General features: G+C 70.1%; 12 protein-coding genes and 1 pseudogene. 9 read left to right on the top strand and 4 right to left on the bottom strand.

Features of this window, described 5'->3' with window-relative positions; translation table 11 throughout:
• Nucleotides 1–2: 2 nt before the first annotated feature.
• Nucleotides 3–170: pseudogene (locus ACZ7OO_RS11580) on the top strand (Ion channel protein); the annotation flags it as partial.
• A 37-nt stretch (nt 171–207) separates the two neighbouring features.
• Nucleotides 208–1,188: an NAD(P)H-quinone oxidoreductase gene (locus ACZ7OO_RS11585; RefSeq protein WP_471503852.1), complete on the top strand. Its 981-nt coding sequence runs from the start codon at nt 208–210 to the stop codon at nt 1,186–1,188.
• A 267-nt stretch (nt 1,189–1,455) separates the two neighbouring features.
• Here ACZ7OO_RS11585 and ACZ7OO_RS11590 read toward each other — a convergent pair whose 3' ends face one another.
• Nucleotides 1,456–1,974 (bottom strand): hypothetical protein, encoded by a 519-nt coding sequence (locus ACZ7OO_RS11590; protein ID WP_471503854.1) that lies wholly within the window; start codon nt 1,972–1,974, stop codon nt 1,456–1,458.
• 183 nt (nt 1,975–2,157) lie between these two features.
• Between ACZ7OO_RS11590 and ACZ7OO_RS11595 the strand changes: the two genes are divergently transcribed.
• Entirely contained in the window at nt 2,158–2,700 is a 543-nt protein-coding gene (locus ACZ7OO_RS11595; protein ID WP_471503856.1) for a bacterial proteasome activator family protein, read from the top strand.
• Between the two features lie 168 nt (nt 2,701–2,868).
• Here the strand turns inward: ACZ7OO_RS11595 and ACZ7OO_RS11600 are convergent, their stop codons facing one another.
• Nucleotides 2,869–4,548 carry a protein kinase domain-containing protein gene (locus ACZ7OO_RS11600; RefSeq protein WP_471503858.1) on the bottom strand — a complete coding sequence of 560 codons (1,680 nt, stop codon included), beginning with the start codon at nt 4,546–4,548 and terminating at the stop codon, nt 2,869–2,871.
• Between the two features lie 318 nt (nt 4,549–4,866).
• On the opposite strand from ACZ7OO_RS11600, the gene ACZ7OO_RS11605 reads away from it, so the two are divergent.
• Complete coding sequence (locus ACZ7OO_RS11605) at nt 4,867–6,459, top strand: protein kinase domain-containing protein (RefSeq protein WP_471503860.1); 1,593 nt, start codon at nt 4,867–4,869, stop codon at nt 6,457–6,459.
• A gap of 37 nt (nt 6,460–6,496) precedes the next feature.
• Here ACZ7OO_RS11605 and ACZ7OO_RS11610 read toward each other — a convergent pair whose 3' ends face one another.
• A complete protein-coding gene (locus tag ACZ7OO_RS11610) occupies nt 6,497–7,540 on the bottom strand; it encodes a phosphotransferase (protein WP_471503862.1) in 1,044 nt (347 codons plus the stop codon).
• 544 nt (nt 7,541–8,084) lie between these two features.
• On the opposite strand from ACZ7OO_RS11610, the gene pdhA reads away from it, so the two are divergent.
• Genes pdhA through ACZ7OO_RS11625 form a run of 3 tightly spaced genes read left to right on the top strand, consistent with a single transcriptional unit; the run spans nt 8,085 to nt 11,720 of the window.
• Nucleotides 8,085–9,299 carry a pyruvate dehydrogenase (acetyl-transferring) E1 component subunit alpha gene (gene pdhA, locus ACZ7OO_RS11615; protein ID WP_471503864.1) on the top strand — a complete coding sequence of 405 codons (1,215 nt, stop codon included), beginning with the start codon at nt 8,085–8,087 and terminating at the stop codon, nt 9,297–9,299.
• A gap of 2 nt (nt 9,300–9,301) precedes the next feature.
• Nucleotides 9,302–10,282, top strand: coding sequence for an alpha-ketoacid dehydrogenase subunit beta (locus ACZ7OO_RS11620; RefSeq protein WP_471503866.1), 981 nt, complete (start codon nt 9,302–9,304; stop codon nt 10,280–10,282).
• A gap of 10 nt (nt 10,283–10,292) precedes the next feature.
• Nucleotides 10,293–11,720, top strand: coding sequence for a dihydrolipoamide acetyltransferase family protein (locus tag ACZ7OO_RS11625; RefSeq protein WP_471503868.1), 1,428 nt, complete (start codon nt 10,293–10,295; stop codon nt 11,718–11,720).
• An 88-nt stretch (nt 11,721–11,808) separates the two neighbouring features.
• Here ACZ7OO_RS11625 and ACZ7OO_RS11630 read toward each other — a convergent pair whose 3' ends face one another.
• On the bottom strand, nt 11,809–12,708 hold the full coding sequence (locus tag ACZ7OO_RS11630) for a D-alanyl-D-alanine carboxypeptidase family protein (RefSeq protein WP_471503870.1): 900 nt from the start codon (nt 12,706–12,708) through the stop codon (nt 11,809–11,811).
• A gap of 196 nt (nt 12,709–12,904) precedes the next feature.
• Here ACZ7OO_RS11630 and ACZ7OO_RS11635 point away from each other — a divergent pair, with 196 nt between their 5' ends.
• A complete protein-coding gene (locus ACZ7OO_RS11635) occupies nt 12,905–13,555 on the top strand; it encodes a GntR family transcriptional regulator (protein ID WP_471503872.1) in 651 nt (216 codons plus the stop codon).
• The gene (locus ACZ7OO_RS11640) at nt 13,552–14,853 is read left to right on the top strand and encodes an MFS transporter (RefSeq protein ID WP_471503874.1); all 1,302 of its coding nucleotides are present in this window, start codon (nt 13,552–13,554) and stop codon (nt 14,851–14,853) included. The genes ACZ7OO_RS11635 and ACZ7OO_RS11640 overlap by 4 nt, the downstream gene beginning before the upstream one ends.
• The last annotated feature ends 36 nt before the right edge of the window (nt 14,854–14,889 follow it).

A 14,889-nucleotide genomic window follows, 5' to 3' on the forward strand; every position in this document is an offset into this window, starting at 1 on the left:
CCCGCGAGACGGCGGACCTGGTGGTGAGCGTCCTGCGCGGACACCGGGTGCTCGGCTACGACGACCCGGCCGTCGGCACCATTCAGCTGACGGACCGGCTGATCACGATCGTGCGGGCCTCCCCGGGCACCAAGGTCGCCCCCGACATACGACCGTTGCCCCGGGCCTGACGGGGAGCGCGGCCGGGCGGGGAGTAGCGTCGGCCGCATGTATGCGATCACGATTCCCGAACCTGGTGGGCCCGAGGCGCTGGTGTGGGACGAGGTCCCCGATCCCGTGCCCGGGGAAGGCGAGGTGCTGGTCGAGGTGGTGGCCAGCGCCGTCAACCGTGCCGACATCATGCAGCGTATGGGCTTCTACGACCCGCCGCCGGGCGCCTCCGTGTATCCCGGTCTGGAGTGCTCCGGCCGGATCGTCGAGATCGGCCCCGGTGTCTCCGGCTGGTCGGTCGGCGACGAGGTGTGCGCGCTGCTCGCGGGTGGCGGCTACGCGCAGAAGGTCGCCGTACCGGCCGGACAGCTGCTGCCGCTGCCCGAGGGCGTGGAGCTGAAGCACGCCGCCGCGCTGCCCGAGGTGGCCTGCACGGTCTGGTCGAACGTCTTCATGATCGCCCACCTGCGCCCCGGCGAGACACTGCTCGTGCACGGCGGCTCCAGCGGCATCGGCACCATGGCGATCCAGCTGGGCAAGTCGATCGGTGCCAAGGTCGCGGTCACCGCGGGCACCAAGGAGAAGCTGGACTTCTGCGCCGAGCTGGGCGCGGACATCCTCGTCAACTACCGCGACCAGGACTTCGTCGCCGAGGTGAAGCAGGCCACCGACGGCGCCGGGGCCGACGTCATCCTCGACAACATGGGCGCCAAGTACCTGGACCCGAACGTGCGCGCCCTCGCCGTCAACGGGCGGCTCTCGATCATCGGTATGCAGGGCGGGGTGAAGGGTGAGCTGAACATCGCCGCGCTGCTCGCCAAGCGGGCCGCGATCAGCGCGACCTCGCTGCGCGCCCGTCCGCTCACCGAGAAGGCGGCCATCGTCGCGGCCGTGCGGGAGCATGTGTGGCCGTTGATCGCGGGCGGACATGTCCGGCCGATCGTCGACCGGGAGCTGCCGATGGCCGAGGCGGCCGAGGCCCACCGGCTGGTGGAGGCCAGCGGGCATATCGGCAAGGTCCTCCTGGTCGCCCCCTAGGGCGTCTGTCCGGCGGAACATGCCGCAGACGCGGGGTGTGGCACGCACTCCCCCCAGAGGGGGACACAGAGGGGGGACGCCAGCGGCGTTGTCGTCACTCGCCGACGTCCCCCAGCCTTCGGCCGGGGGTGCCCCCACCGCGTCGCCCGCCGCGGCAGCGGCTGATGTCCACGCCTCCGCCGCCTTGCAGCCGCACGCACCACACCCCGCTCACCAGCGTCGATGAGTCACCGCTGATGTCCTGCGACTGGATCCGCCGGACAGGCCCTAGCTCCGGCGCACCCGCAGAGCGACGAAGGCGAGTCCGAGCCCGAGGCCGATCAGGACCAGGCCGCTGCCCAGCGGAAGGATGTGCAGCACAGGCTCGGAGGCGTCCTCGCTGTGAGCCACCGCCTGGTGGGCGGGGGGCGGCTGGGGCGCGGTGGGCCTCAGTCCGGCCTCCTGGGTCGGCTGGGCCGAGGTGGGGACCGGACTCGCGTCACCGGTCTTCTCGCCGGGCTCGTCTTCGTCCTCGTCCTCGCCCTGCCCCTGGACGGCCGCCGCCGGTCCCTGCGGCCGTCCCGGCCTCAGCCGGCCCTCACCGGCCAGGGTTCCGGCTCGGGACGGCTCGGGAGAGACGGAGGCGCTGGCGGAGTCCGACGGCTCGGGGTCATGGGCGACCACGGGCTCGGGGTCGTACGCCACGGCTGTGCCGTACGGCAGCAGGACCGTCGCCAGGACGAGCAGCAGGCGGACGAGCGCGAGCCGTACGCCGCCGAGGGGGGTGGATCGCGGCCTTGGAGTCACGTCGGTGACCTCCTGGAACAAAGTCGTCAGAGCCGACGAACACCAGCCTCACATTCACCGACAAGCCCGGCATGTCTGATTCGGCCGATGGGTCTACGCCCGTCAGGGCGGCTCGGAAAGGTGGATCAGCCGCAACGGGGGGCACCACGGTGGTGAGGTGGACGGGTGCGAGAGAATGGCGGCATGGAGATGCCGAGGAACGAACGGTCGCCCGAGAACCCGCAGATCCTGGTCGTGGGCCAGGACGGGATGGCACTCGGTGGCGGCAACGGGGACGAGGACTCCCGCGAGATCCCGGTGACGGAGATGGTGGAACAGCCCGCCAAGGTCATGCGCATCGGCAGCATGATCAAGCAGCTCCTGGAGGAGGTGCGCGCGGCTCCTCTCGACGAGGCCAGCCGGGTCCGGCTCAAGGAGATCCACTCCAGCTCCGTGAAGGAGCTGGAGGACGGTCTGGCGCCGGAGCTGGTGGAGGAGCTGGAGCGGCTCTCGCTGCCCTTCACCGACGACGTGACCCCGACCGACGCGGAACTGCGGATCGCGCAGGCCCAGTTGGTCGGCTGGCTGGAGGGTCTCTTCCACGGGATCCAGACCACCCTGTTCGCCCAGCAGATGGCCGCCCGCGCCCAGCTGGAGCAGATGCGGCGCGCGCTGCCGCCGGGCGTCGGCCACGAGGGCGACGAACACGGGCCGACGGCCGGCCGTTCCGGCGGACCGTACCTCTAGGCTCCGAGCAGGACTCGGAGCAATACTTCCGAGCAGGACTCCCGAGCAGGACTTCCGAGCAGCACTTCCGAGCAGGACTTCCGAGCAGGAATCCCGATACGGCGAAGGGCCCGGCGTACCACCGCCGGGCCCTTACTACTGCCTACTGCGTCACTACTGCGCCCCGCCTCATCCGGTGGCCGGGTTGCCCGTCGACACCCTGAGCTCGATGGTCGGCATGTCCTCGGGGTCGACGTCCGTGCCGGAGGACGGGAACTGCTCCATGACCGTGCCGTCGCCGTACGTGTTCTCGTCCACGTAGGTGATCTTCATCTGCCAGCCGGCGGCCTGGAAGCACTCCTTGACCGACTTGATGTACTTGAACTTGAAGTCCGGCACCTGGATCTTGTCGGCGTCGTTGTACGACTCCTGCGGCTCGGTGCACTCGGTCTTCTCGATGGTCTTCGAGGTGTCCGGTCCGCGGTAGCCCGAGGCGTGCGAGGCCGCGGCGCTCGCGGTGCCGCCGCCGCTTCCGCCGTTGCCGTCCGCACTGCCGCCGCCGTTGTTCAGCGCCAGCGCGACGACCAGGCCGATCACCGCGACCAGCGAGACCGCGATCGACCCGATGACCACCGGCCGGTTGCCCTTGCCACCACCGGAGGAGGGCGACTGGGGGGTGATGTTGTACGGCGGCGGGGTCGTCGGCGCGGGGTGGGCGTACCCGGCCGGCGTCTGGTAGCCCGCCTGCTGGGGATAGCCGTACGCCGGAGCGGGGGACGGCACCGCAGTCGCGGCGGGGGTGCCGTACGGATGCGGGTTCGGATGAGGTGTCGGCTGGTACGGCGTCTGTACCGGCCCCGGAGGCGCCGACGTCGCCTGGTCGACCGGCGGGAACACCGCGGAGCCGACCCCGGAACCGCTCTGCGTCGGCGGGATGCCCGGGACGATGCTCGGCGCGGCCGGCTGGAGCGAGGCGGCCACCCGCAGGCATTCGTCACGCATGGACTCGGCGGTCGGGAAGCGCTCGTTCGGGTTCTTCTTCAGCGCGCGGGCGACCAGCGCGTCCACGGCCGGGGGAAGGGCACGGTTGATCGAGGAGGGAGCGGCCGGCTCCTCCTGGACGTGCGCGTAGGCGATCGCCAGTGGCGAGTCCGCGTCGAACGGCAGCCGCCCGGTGACCAGCTGGAACAGCATGATGCCGACCGAGTAGAGGTCGGAGCGGGCGTCCACGCCACGGCCGAGCGCCTGCTCCGGGGAGAGGTACTGCGGGGTGCCGACGACCATGCCGGTCTGGGTCATCGAGGTGACCCCGGACTGCATGGCACGGGCGATGCCGAAGTCCATCACCTTGACGACCCCGCGCTTGGTCATCATCACGTTGCCGGGCTTGATGTCGCGGTGGACCAGCCCCATCTCGTGACTGATGTCCAGCGCGGCCAGCACATCGGCTGTGATCCTCAACGCCTTGTCGGCGGGCATCGCGCCGTACTGCCGTACGTCCTCATCGAACACCGAGCCGAGCGGGCGGCCCTCGACGTACTCCATGACGATGTACGGCATGAGCGAGCCGTCATCCGCGGCGGATCCGCCGTCGGACAGTTTGTCCTCTCCGGTGTCGAAGACGGAGACGATGTTGGTGTGCGTGAGCTTGGCCACTGCCTGGGCCTCGCGGCGGAAGCGCTCGCGGAAGGCCTGTTCGCGACCGAGTTCGGTGTGCAGTGTCTTGATCGCGACCTGCCGGTCCAGGACCGTGTCGTACGCCAGGTGCACGGAGGCCATGCCGCCCGCGCCGAGCAGGTCGCGCAGCTGGTAGCGGCCACCGGCCAGAGCCCGCCCCACGTAACGGCCGTGTGCGCCGTCCTGGCTCATTTTCCCCGTCCCCCGTTGGCACCTCAGGCACCCTTGCTGAGCGAAAGTCTCATTCGCGGCCAAGTCTGCCCGAGGGCACTGACACGTCAAGCGCGGTGCCCGTTCCGTGACCGTACGCGAAAGAAGCGGCGCGGAAGCGTTACAGCAGCCGTACGTCCGGTACACAGAATTTGCACGACAGCGCGTGGTACGGGTTTGATGGCCGGTCCGTCCACGGGCCGGAACCCGGACCTGGGGGTTGCGCGGAGGCTGTAGCGTGGCCGACGGAGACCGTGACAACACCGCGCGCACCGCGGGCAGAAACGACGGCGAGGACCGATGGCACAGACGCACAGCGCCCAGGGCCCGTCCGACCCCGAGGCGACTGGCGGCGGCATGTCAGACTCGCCGGAGATGTGGGGCAACGGCGGCCTGGTCGGCGACGGCCGCTACCGGCTCACGCATCGGCTCGGCCGGGGCGGCATGGCCGAGGTGTTCGCCGCCGAGGACGTACGGCTCGGCCGGACCGTGGCCGTCAAGCTGCTGCGCGCCGACCTCGCCGAGGACCCGGTCTCCAAGGCCCGTTTCACGCGCGAGGCACAGTCGGTCGCCGGGCTCAACCACCATGCGATCGTCGCGGTGTACGACTCCGGCGAGGACGTCGTCGGCGGCCAGTCCGTGCCGTACATCGTCATGGAGCTGGTCGAGGGCCGCACCATCCGCGACCTGCTGATCAACGCCGAGGCGCCGGGCCCCGAGCAGGCCCTGATCATCACCTCCGGGGTGCTGGAGGCACTGGCCTACTCGCACCAGCACGGCATCGTGCACCGCGACATCAAGCCCGCCAACGTGATCATCACCCACAACGGCGCCGTCAAGGTGATGGACTTCGGCATCGCCCGCGCCCTGCACGGCGCGTCCACGACGATGACCCAGACCGGCATGGTCATGGGCACGCCCCAGTACCTCTCCCCGGAGCAGGCGCTCGGCAAAGCCGTCGACCACCGCTCCGACCTGTACGCCACCGGCTGTCTGCTGTACGAACTCCTCGCGCTGCGGCCCCCGTTCGTCGGTGAGACCCCGCTGTCGGTGGTCTACCAGCACGTCCAGGACATCCCGATGCCGCCGTCCCAGACCTCCGAGGGCGCCGCCCCGCCGGAGCTGGACGGTCTGGTCATGCGCTCCCTCGCCAAGGAGCCCGACGACCGGTTCCAGACCGCCGAGGAAATGCGCGGCATGGTCCAGTACGGCCTGCAGATGCTGTACGACCAGGGCGCTCACACCGGCACCTGGAACACCGGCCCGGTCACCGTCCACGACGGCCGGCACGCCTCGGCGGGCGGTTTCGCCGGTACGACCGTGATGCAGCACCCGACGAACTCCTCCGGGACCTCGCAGATCCCACAGCCGATCATGCCGTCCGGCTACGGCGGCGGTGACGACGGCGGTTTCGAGGGCCACGGCAACAAGGGCAGCGGCCGCGGCAAGCTGTGGATCCTGGCCGTCCTCGCGGTGATCGCCATCGCGGCGGGCGTCGCGCTGGCGCTGAACAACGGTGGTGGCGGCAGCGGTGGTGGTGACGCGGGTACCTCGCAGTCGCCGACCGACTCGCAGACCACCAAGGACGAGACACCCAGCACGAGCCCCTCCGACAAGGCCAGCAACACGGCCACGGACACGCAGACCGACACCAGCGGCTCGGGTAGCGGTGACAACTCCAGTTACACGCCGTCGTCGACCCCGTCGTACACCCAGTCCCAGACCGAGAGCACCGGCCCGACCGACCAGCCGTCGGACACTGCGAGCGCCTCACAGCCCACCGACACCGCGAGCTCGCCCGACGCCCAGCCCTCCGACACCACGGGCGCGGACGGCGGCGGCGGCAACACGGACGCGGGCTCCGTGGCCGGTACCGGTCTGGGCAACGGTTGAAGGACACCGACACCCCTGCGGGGCTGAGCAACGGCCCTCACTGGACGAACGCGTCGCACACCGCGTCGTACTCGCTGGTCCACCACACGGCGAGTGCCGAGGCGGCCGGGAACTGAGGGTCCGCGCGGTTGTCGCCGCGTTCGTAGTGCCAGCGCAGCATCCAGAAGTCGTTGAGCCGTTCCCACCACACGCGGTGCACGGCCGCCGCGAGCTCCGAGGGCGTGGCGCCGGCCGCGCGCCGGTACGCGCGCGCGTAAGCCCGCACCTTCGGCAGGTCGAGCGCCCCCGCCGGGCGGACGAAGAAGATCGCGGCGGCGCGGACGGCCTCCTCCGCGCGGGGCTGCACGCCCAGCCGGTCCCAGTCGACGATCGCGGCGGGCGCGTCGTCCTTGTAGAGCAGGTTGAACGGGTGGAAGTCGCCGTGCACCCAGCCCACGGAGGCGCCGCGCGGGGGGCGCCGGCCGGCGTGCTGTTCCAGGAGTGAGCGGCGTTCGAGCAGCCGGTGGCGGGCCAGTTCGTCGAAGGCGTCGGCCGGGCGGTGGCGGCTGACGTGGGCGAGCAGGTCCTCGATGAGCGCGAAGGTGTCGGCGGGGTCGGCGCTCTCGACGGGATGGGGGCTCGTGGCCGGGCGTGTGCGCCCCTTGGGAGGCATCACGCGCTCCAGACAGGCGTGCACGGCGCCCAGGAGCGCACCGAGCCGCGCGCACTCCCCGCGCGTGAGCTGTCCGCCGTGCCGGTGCCTGCCGTCGATCCAGGGGTGCAGCGCGTAGGCGTGGCCGCCGACGACGGCGACCGTACGGCCCTCACGGTGGGCCAGCGGCGGGGCGACCGGGACGCCGAGGGCGGCCAGGCGCTGGGTGGCCAGGTGGCGGCGCTCGATGGCGGCCGGATCGGCGGTGTCGGGGTCGAAGTGGTGTTTCAGGAAGTAGCGGCCGCGGGTGGTGCGGACTCGGTACCCGCGGTTGAGCAGGCCCTGTTCCACGGGCTCGCAGGTGAGCGCGGAACCGGCGGCGTACAGCCGGAGCAGGGCGCCCAGAGGGGGCGCATGGGGTACGAGGGGTGGTACACATGGGCGCGGCACGCGCCAGATGCTAGGGCAAGGCCTGGGCCCGTGAGCTGGGCATTGTCGCAGGCAGTCGCTGTTGGTCGCTTTCGGTCACACGGTGGACGCTGACGAACTCGGGTGCGATGACCAGGTGCACGGCAGCGAACGGTTCGCCGTCCACGGCGGTCGGAGCGGGTCGGGGAAATATGGCGTTCTGTCCTTCTCCACGCCCGACGTCGGTCTTCTACGTGAACTCTTCCCGTGACCCGGTGCGGCGGGATAACGTGCGGTAGCTCCGGCCTCCTGCAAGGCTCTGACCAGCGATCTTCCGGCCCATGTCGATTTACTAGGAAACCCAAGCAAAAAGTACTTGGATTTCCAAGCAAAATCGCAGGTCAGGAGGGGTTTCACAGAAATGTGGAGCACTGGGTAACGTGCCTCTTGCAGGGCGCTCGCCGGGGCACCTGTCACGCCTGTTCCCGGCCGAGTGGCACCCACCCCGTGCCACGGGTGTCGGAAGCAGGTGAGCCGCACTGGTTCACCCGGCAACCCCGGGGGCCGGACCGACGGAGGAGCACACGTGACCGTGGACAGCAGTGCCGCGAGCGAACCGCGACGCAGCGCCGCAGGCAAAGCCGGTACCACCGGCAGCAAGACCGGCACCAAGCGCACCACTCGCACCACCGCGCATCGCACCACCACGAAGAAGAGCACCGATCCCGAACTCGTGCAGCTGCTGACCCCGGAAGGCGAGCGGGTCGAGAACGCCGAGTACGACGCCTACGTCGCCGGGATCACCCCCGACGAACTGCGCGGCCTGTACCGCGACATGGTGCTCACCCGCCGCTTCGACGCCGAGGCCACCGCCCTGCAGCGCCAGGGCGAGCTGGGCCTGTGGGCGTCCCTGCTCGGCCAGGAGGCCGCCCAGATCGGCTCCGGACGCGCCACCCGCGAGGACGACTACGTCTTCCCGACCTACCGCGAGCACGGCGTCGCCTGGTGCCGCGGGGTCGACCCCACCAACCTGCTGGGCATGTTCCGCGGCGTCAACCACGGCGGCTGGGACCCCAACACCAACAACTTCCACCTCTACACCATCGTCATCGGCTCCCAGACGCTGCACGCCACCGGCTACGCCATGGGCGTCGCCAAGGACGGCGCGGACTCGGCGGTCATCGCCTACTTCGGCGACGGCGCCTCGAGCCAGGGCGATGTCGCCGAATCGTTCACCTTCTCCGCGGTCTACAACGCCCCGGTGGTGTTCTTCTGCCAGAACAACCAGTGGGCGATCTCCGAGCCGACCGAGAAGCAGACCCGCGTCCCGCTCTACCAGCGCGCCCAGGGCTACGGCTTCCCCGGCGTCCGCGTCGACGGCAACGACGTCCTCGCCTGCCTCGCGGTCACCAAGTGGGCGCTGGAGCGCGCCCGCAGCGGCGAGGGCCCGACGCTCGTGGAGGCGTACACCTACCGGATGGGCGCCCACACCACCTCCGACGACCCGACCAAGTACCGGGCCGACGAGGAGCGCGAGGCCTGGGAGGCGAAGGACCCGATCCTGCGCCTTCGCCGGTACCTGGAGGCCTCAAACCACGCGGACGAGGGATTTTTCGCGGAACTCGAAGTCGAGTCCGAGGCGTTGGGCAGGCGAGTGCGCGAAGCGGTCCGAGCCATGCCGGACCCGGACAACTTCGCCATCTTCGAGAACGTGTACGCGGACGGGCACGCGCTCGTCGACGAGGAACGAGCCCAGTTCGCCGCCTACCAGGCGTCGTTCGCGGACGTGGAGGGGGCCTGATCATGGCAGCGGAGAAGATGGCACTGGCCAAGGCGATCAACGAGTCGCTGCGCCGCGCCCTGGAGACCGACCCCAAGGTCCTCGTCATGGGCGAGGACGTCGGCAAGCTCGGCGGCGTCTTCCGCGTCACCGACGGCCTCCAGAAGGACTTCGGCGAGAGCCGGGTCATCGACACCCCCCTCGCCGAGTCCGGCATCGTCGGCACCGCGATCGGCCTCGCCCTGCGCGGCTACCGCCCGGTGGTGGAGATCCAGTTCGACGGCTTCGTCTTCCCGGCGTACGACCAGATCGTCACCCAGCTGGCGAAGATGCACGCGCGTTCGCTGGGCAAGGTCAAGATGCCGGTCGTGGTCCGTATCCCCTACGGCGGTGGCATCGGCGCGGTCGAGCACCACTCGGAGTCCCCCGAGGCCCTCTTCGCACATGTGGCGGGCCTGAAGATCGTCTCGCCGTCCAACGCCTCGGACGCCTACTGGATGATGCAGCAGGCCATCCAGAGCGACGACCCGGTGATCTACTTCGAGCCCAAGCGCCGCTACTGGGACAAGGGCGAGGTGAACACGGAGGCCATCCCCGGCCCGCTGCACAGGGCGCGGGTGGTCCGCGAGGGCACCGACCTCACCCTGGCCGCCTACGGTCCGATGGTGAAGCTCTGCCAGGAGGTCGCCGACGCGGCCGCCGAGGAGGGCAAGTCCCTGGAGATCCTCGACCTGCGGTCCGTCTCCCCGCTGGACTTCGACTCCATCCAGGCCTCGGTCGAGAAGACCCGCCGCCTTGTGGTGGTCCACGAGGCACCGGTGTTCTTCGGTTCGGGCGCGGAGATCGCCGCCCGGATCACCGAGCGCTGCTTCTACCACCTGGAGGCCCCGGTGCTCCGGGTCGGCGGCTACCACGCCCCCTACCCGCCGGCCCGCCTGGAGGACGAGTACCTTCCGGGCCTGGACCGGGTACTCGACGCCGTCGACCGTGCCCTGGCGTACTGAGGAGAGGGTCGTGACGACGATGACGGAAGCGTCCGTACGCGAGTTCAAGATGCCGGACGTGGGCGAGGGGCTCACCGAGGCCGAGATCCTCAAGTGGTACGTCCAGCCGGGCGACACGGTCACCGACGGCCAGGTGGTCTGCGAGGTCGAGACGGCGAAGGCGGCCGTCGAACTGCCCATCCCGTACGACGGGGTGGTGCGCGAGCTGCGCTTCGCCGAGGGCACCACGGTGGACGTGGGCACGGCGATCATCGCGGTGGACGTGTCGGGCGGGGCGGCCGCTGACGCGGAAGAGCCCGCGTCGGAGGAAGAGCCCGCGCCGGCGGAGGAACCCAAGCCGCAGGCCCGTCAGCCGGTCCTGGTCGGCTACGGCGTGGCGGCCTCCTCCACGAAGCGCCGCCCGCGCAAGGGCCCGGAGGTGACCGTCGCCGAGGCGGCGGCCCGGGCAGCGGTCCAGAAGGAGCTGAACGGCCACGGTCCCACCGAGCTCGCCGAGGCTCCCGAGGCTCCCGCTGTGGAGCGTCCCCGCCCGCTGGCGAAGCCGCCGGTGCGCAAGCTGGCGAAGGACCTGGGTGTAGACCTGGCCACGGTGACCCCGTCGGGCCCCGACGGCGTCATCACGCGCGACGACGTCCACGCGGCGGTGGCGGCCTCACCGACGGCGGCCCCGGAGCCGGTGACCGCCGTGCCCGCGGCCCCCGCCGTTCCGGCGGCTCCCGCGGCGTCGTACGACGGCACGCGTGAGACGCGTGTCCCGATCAAGGGCGTCCGCAAGGCGACGGCGGCGGCGATGGTGGGCTCGGCGTTCACGGCCCCGCATGTCACGGAGTTCGTGACGGTGGACGTGACCCGCACGATGAAGCTGGTGGAGGAGCTTAAGCAGGACAAGGACCTGCAAGGCCTCCGGGTGAACCCCCTTCTCCTCATCGCCAAGGCCCTGCTGGTCGCCATCCGGCGTAACCCGGGCATCAACGCGTCCTGGGACGAGGCGAACCAGGAGATCGTGCTCAAGCGCTACGTCAATCTGGGCATCGCAGCGGCCACCCCACGGGGCCTGATCGTTCCGAACATCAAGGACGCCCACGCGAAGACACTGCCGCAACTGGCCGAGTCCCTGGGTGAGTTGGTCACCACGGCACGGGACGGCAAGACCTCGCCCGGCGCGATGCAGGGCGGCACGGTGACGATCACCAATGTCGGTGTCTTCGGCATCGACACGGGGACGCCCATCCTCAACCCGGGTGAGGCGGCGATCCTGGCGGTCGGTGCGATCAAACTTCAGCCGTGGGTCCACAAGGGCAAGGTGAAGCCCCGTCAGGTCACCACACTGGCCCTGTCCTTCGACCACCGCCTGGTGGACGGCGAACTGGGCTCGAAGGTTCTCGCGGACATCGCGGCGATCCTGGAACAGCCGAAGCGGTTGATCACCTGGGGCTGAACCCTGGCGAGGTCGGGGAGAGGCGCTGAGGAGCGAAGGCCCGCCGCAGACGCTGCGGCGGGCCTTCGTCCGTTCGGTGCGAGTCGCGTCAGATCGTCGAGAAGCCGTAGTTCAGGAGCTTCGTGGCGTCCGTCGCGCGCTGGGTGATCGAGGAGGAGGCGAGGACGGTGCCGATGACCGTCTTGCCGTTGCGGGTCGCGGCGAAGACCAGGCAGTACTTGGCCTCGGGGCCGGAGCCGGTCTTGATGCCGATGGCGCCGCTGTAACTGCTGAGCAGCGTGTTGGTGTTGGTCCAGGCGCTCATCGTGCGGGTGGAGCCGGTCTTGGTGATCGTCTTCGCGGTGTAACTCTTCGTCTTGACGACCGTGCGGAACGTGGAGCTCTTCATCGCGCTGCTGGCGATCTTCGTCAGGTCACGCGGCGTCGAGTAGTTGTTGCCGTTGCCGATGCCGTCGAAGGAGTCGAAGTGGGTGTGGGTCAGGCCCAGGCTCTTCGCGGCGGTGTTCATCTTGGAGATGAAGTTGGCGACACGCTTGGCGCGGGTGGTGCCCGAGCCGTACGTGTCCGCGAGCGCGTAGGCGGCGTCGCAGCCGGACGGCAGCATCAGCCCGTAGAGCAGCTGGCGGACGGTGACCTTGTCGCCGACGATCAGGTGTGCCTGGGAGGCGTTGTTGGCGACGACGTAGTCGCTGTACGCCTTCTGGATCAGGACCTTCTTGTCGAGGTTCAGGGTCGACTGCGCGAGCACGACCTTGGCGGTCATGATCTTCGTGGTGGAGCCGGTGGACAGCTCGGTGTCCGCCTGCTTCGTGTACAGCGTCTTCGCGTTCGCGTTGTTCATGACGTAGCCGCCCTTGGCCACGATCGAGGGCGCGGTGACGGCCTGTGCGGGCGCCGCGGTGAGGGCCCCGGTCGCGAGCAGCGCGCCGGAGGTGACGGCGACGGCGGCGGCCTTGCGGAGGCGAGTGCCCTTAATACCGGTAATCAACTGAAATACCCCGAGTCGAGTCGAGTCGTAGTGCCCCTGGAATGCGGCCGAGTTGGGGGTGCCAAAGCGGGTGGGGCCGCACGTGTGTGACACGTAAGTAGCACAGATGGTTGTGCGGCTGCTGAGAGCGATTTACATCACGTCCGGATGGTGGACGTCCCAACGCTTGCGTACGTGTTGTATCTAAGCTGTGGGCATGAGCCTCGCCGTCAAGCAGCCACCCGCCGCCGACCGCGTCTACTCCCATGTCAAGCAAGGTGTCCTGGACCGCCACTACGAGGGCGGCACGCTCCTCACCGAGGGCGAGCTGGCCGAGGCCGTGGGGGTCTCCCGCACCCCGGTCCGCGAGGCGCTGCTGCGCCTCGAGGCCGAGGGCCTGATCAAGCTCTACCCGAAGAAGGGCGCCATGGTGCTGCCCGTCTCCGCGCAGGAGATCGCGGACGTGGTGGAGACCCGGATGCTGGTCGAGGAGCACGCGGTACGCAAGGCCATACCGCCGTCGGCGATGCTCGTGGCCCGCCTGGAGGAGCTGCTGGACCGGCAGAAGGCCGAGGCCGCCGCCGGTGACCTGGCCGCCGCGGCCGTCACGGACCGCTGCTTCCACGCCGAGATCGTCCGCGACGGCGGGAACGGGATCCTCTCCCGCCTCTACGACCAGCTCCGCGACCGTCAGCTGCGCATGGGTGTCGCGATCATGCACGCCCACCCCGACCGGATCGCCAAGTCGCTCACCGAGCACGAGGAGATACTGGACGCGCTGCGCGCCGGGGACGCCGACCGCGCGGTCGAGCTGGTGCACCGGCACGTCGACTGGTTCGCGCACCTGGCGCGGGGTGAGGTCCGATGAGCCGCAGCAGCGTCTCGTTGCCCGGCGATCCGCCGGGCGGCCGCCGGGCCGTCGCCGTGTGGTCCATAGGCGTCTCGGTCTACTTCGTCGCCGTCATCTTCCGTACGTCCCTCGGTGTCGCCGGCCTCGACGCGGCCGACCGCTTCCATGTCAACGCCTCGGCCCTGTCCACCTTCTCGATACTCCAGCTGCTGGTCTACGCCGGCATGCAGATACCCGTCGGCCTGCTGGTCGACAGCCTCGGCACGAAGAAGGTGCTGTCCATCGGCGCGGTGCTGTTCACGGCAGGCCAGCTGGGTTTCGCGTTCTCCCCGTCGTACGGCACCGCCCTCGCCTCGCGCGCACTGCTCGGGTGCGGCGACGCCATGACGTTCATCAGCGTGCTGCGGCTCGGCACCCGCTGGTTCCCGGTACGGCGCGGGCCGCTCGTCGCACAGCTCGCCGGTCTGGTCGGCATGGCGGGCAACCTCGTCTCCACACTGGTCCTGGCCCGGCTGCTGCACGGCATCGGGTGGACCCCGGCGTTCGCGGGCAGCGCGCTGGCCGGTGCGGTCGTGCTGGTCCTCGTACTGCTCTTCCTGAAGGACCACCCCGAGGGGTACGAGCCGGAGCCCTTCCCCCACCAGGGCGCGGCGTACGTACGGAAGCAGATCGCCGCGTCCTGGCGGGAGCCGGGGACGCGGCTCGGCCTGTGGGTGCACTTCACCACCCAGTTCCCGGCGATGGTGTTCCTGCTGCTGTGGGGGCTGCCGTTCCTGGTCCAGGCACAGGGGCTGTCCCGTGCCACGGCCGGGGAACTGCTGACGCTGGTCGTTCTCTCCAACATGGTGATCGGTCTGGTCTACGGCCAGATCGTCGCCCGGCATCACGCGGCGCGGCTGCCGTTGGCGCTGGGCACGGTCGGGGCGACGGCCGTCGTGTGGGCGGCGACGCTGGTGTATCCGGCCGAGCATGCGCCGATGTGGCTGCTGGTGGTGCTGTGTGCGGTGCTGGGGGCTTGTGGGCCGGCGTCGATGCTCGGCTTCGACTTCGCGCGGCCCGCGAATCCGCCCGAGCGGCAGGGGACCGCGTCCGGGATCACCAATATGGGTGGTTTCGTGGCGTCGATGACGACGTTGTTCGCGGTGGGTGTGCTGTTGGACGCGACCGGCGACGACTACTCGGTGGCGTTCTCCTGTGTGTTCGTGCTCCAGGCGCTCGGGGTGAGCCAGATCCTGCGGTTGCGGGGGCGGGCGGCTCGGCGGGAGCGGGAACGGTCGGTGGCGAGCCGGGTGGAGACGGTGCACGTGCCTGCGTAGACCGGTTCTCTCCCACCCACGCACCGCTCGTTTCCA

It is taken from the genome of Streptomyces sp. NPDC111744 (assembly GCF_055634995.1).

What these genes read in the sequence shown, in the direction of transcription:
- ACZ7OO_RS11585 (WP_471503852.1), top strand. Translation starts at nt 208, where the DNA reads ATGTATGCGATCACGATTCCCGAACCTGGTGGGCCCGAGGCGCTGGTG.
- ACZ7OO_RS11595 (WP_471503856.1), top strand. Translation starts at nt 2,158, where the DNA reads ATGGAGATGCCGAGGAACGAACGGTCGCCCGAGAACCCGCAGATCCTG.
- ACZ7OO_RS11600 (WP_471503858.1), bottom strand. Translation starts at nt 4,548, where the DNA reads ATGAGCCAGGACGGCGCACACGGCCGTTACGTGGGGCGGGCTCTGGCC.
- ACZ7OO_RS11605 (WP_471503860.1), top strand. Translation starts at nt 4,867, where the DNA reads ATGGCACAGACGCACAGCGCCCAGGGCCCGTCCGACCCCGAGGCGACT.
- ACZ7OO_RS11620 (WP_471503866.1), top strand. Translation starts at nt 9,302, where the DNA reads ATGGCAGCGGAGAAGATGGCACTGGCCAAGGCGATCAACGAGTCGCTG.
- ACZ7OO_RS11635 (WP_471503872.1), top strand. Translation starts at nt 12,905, where the DNA reads ATGAGCCTCGCCGTCAAGCAGCCACCCGCCGCCGACCGCGTCTACTCC.
- ACZ7OO_RS11640 (WP_471503874.1), top strand. Translation starts at nt 13,552, where the DNA reads ATGAGCCGCAGCAGCGTCTCGTTGCCCGGCGATCCGCCGGGCGGCCGC.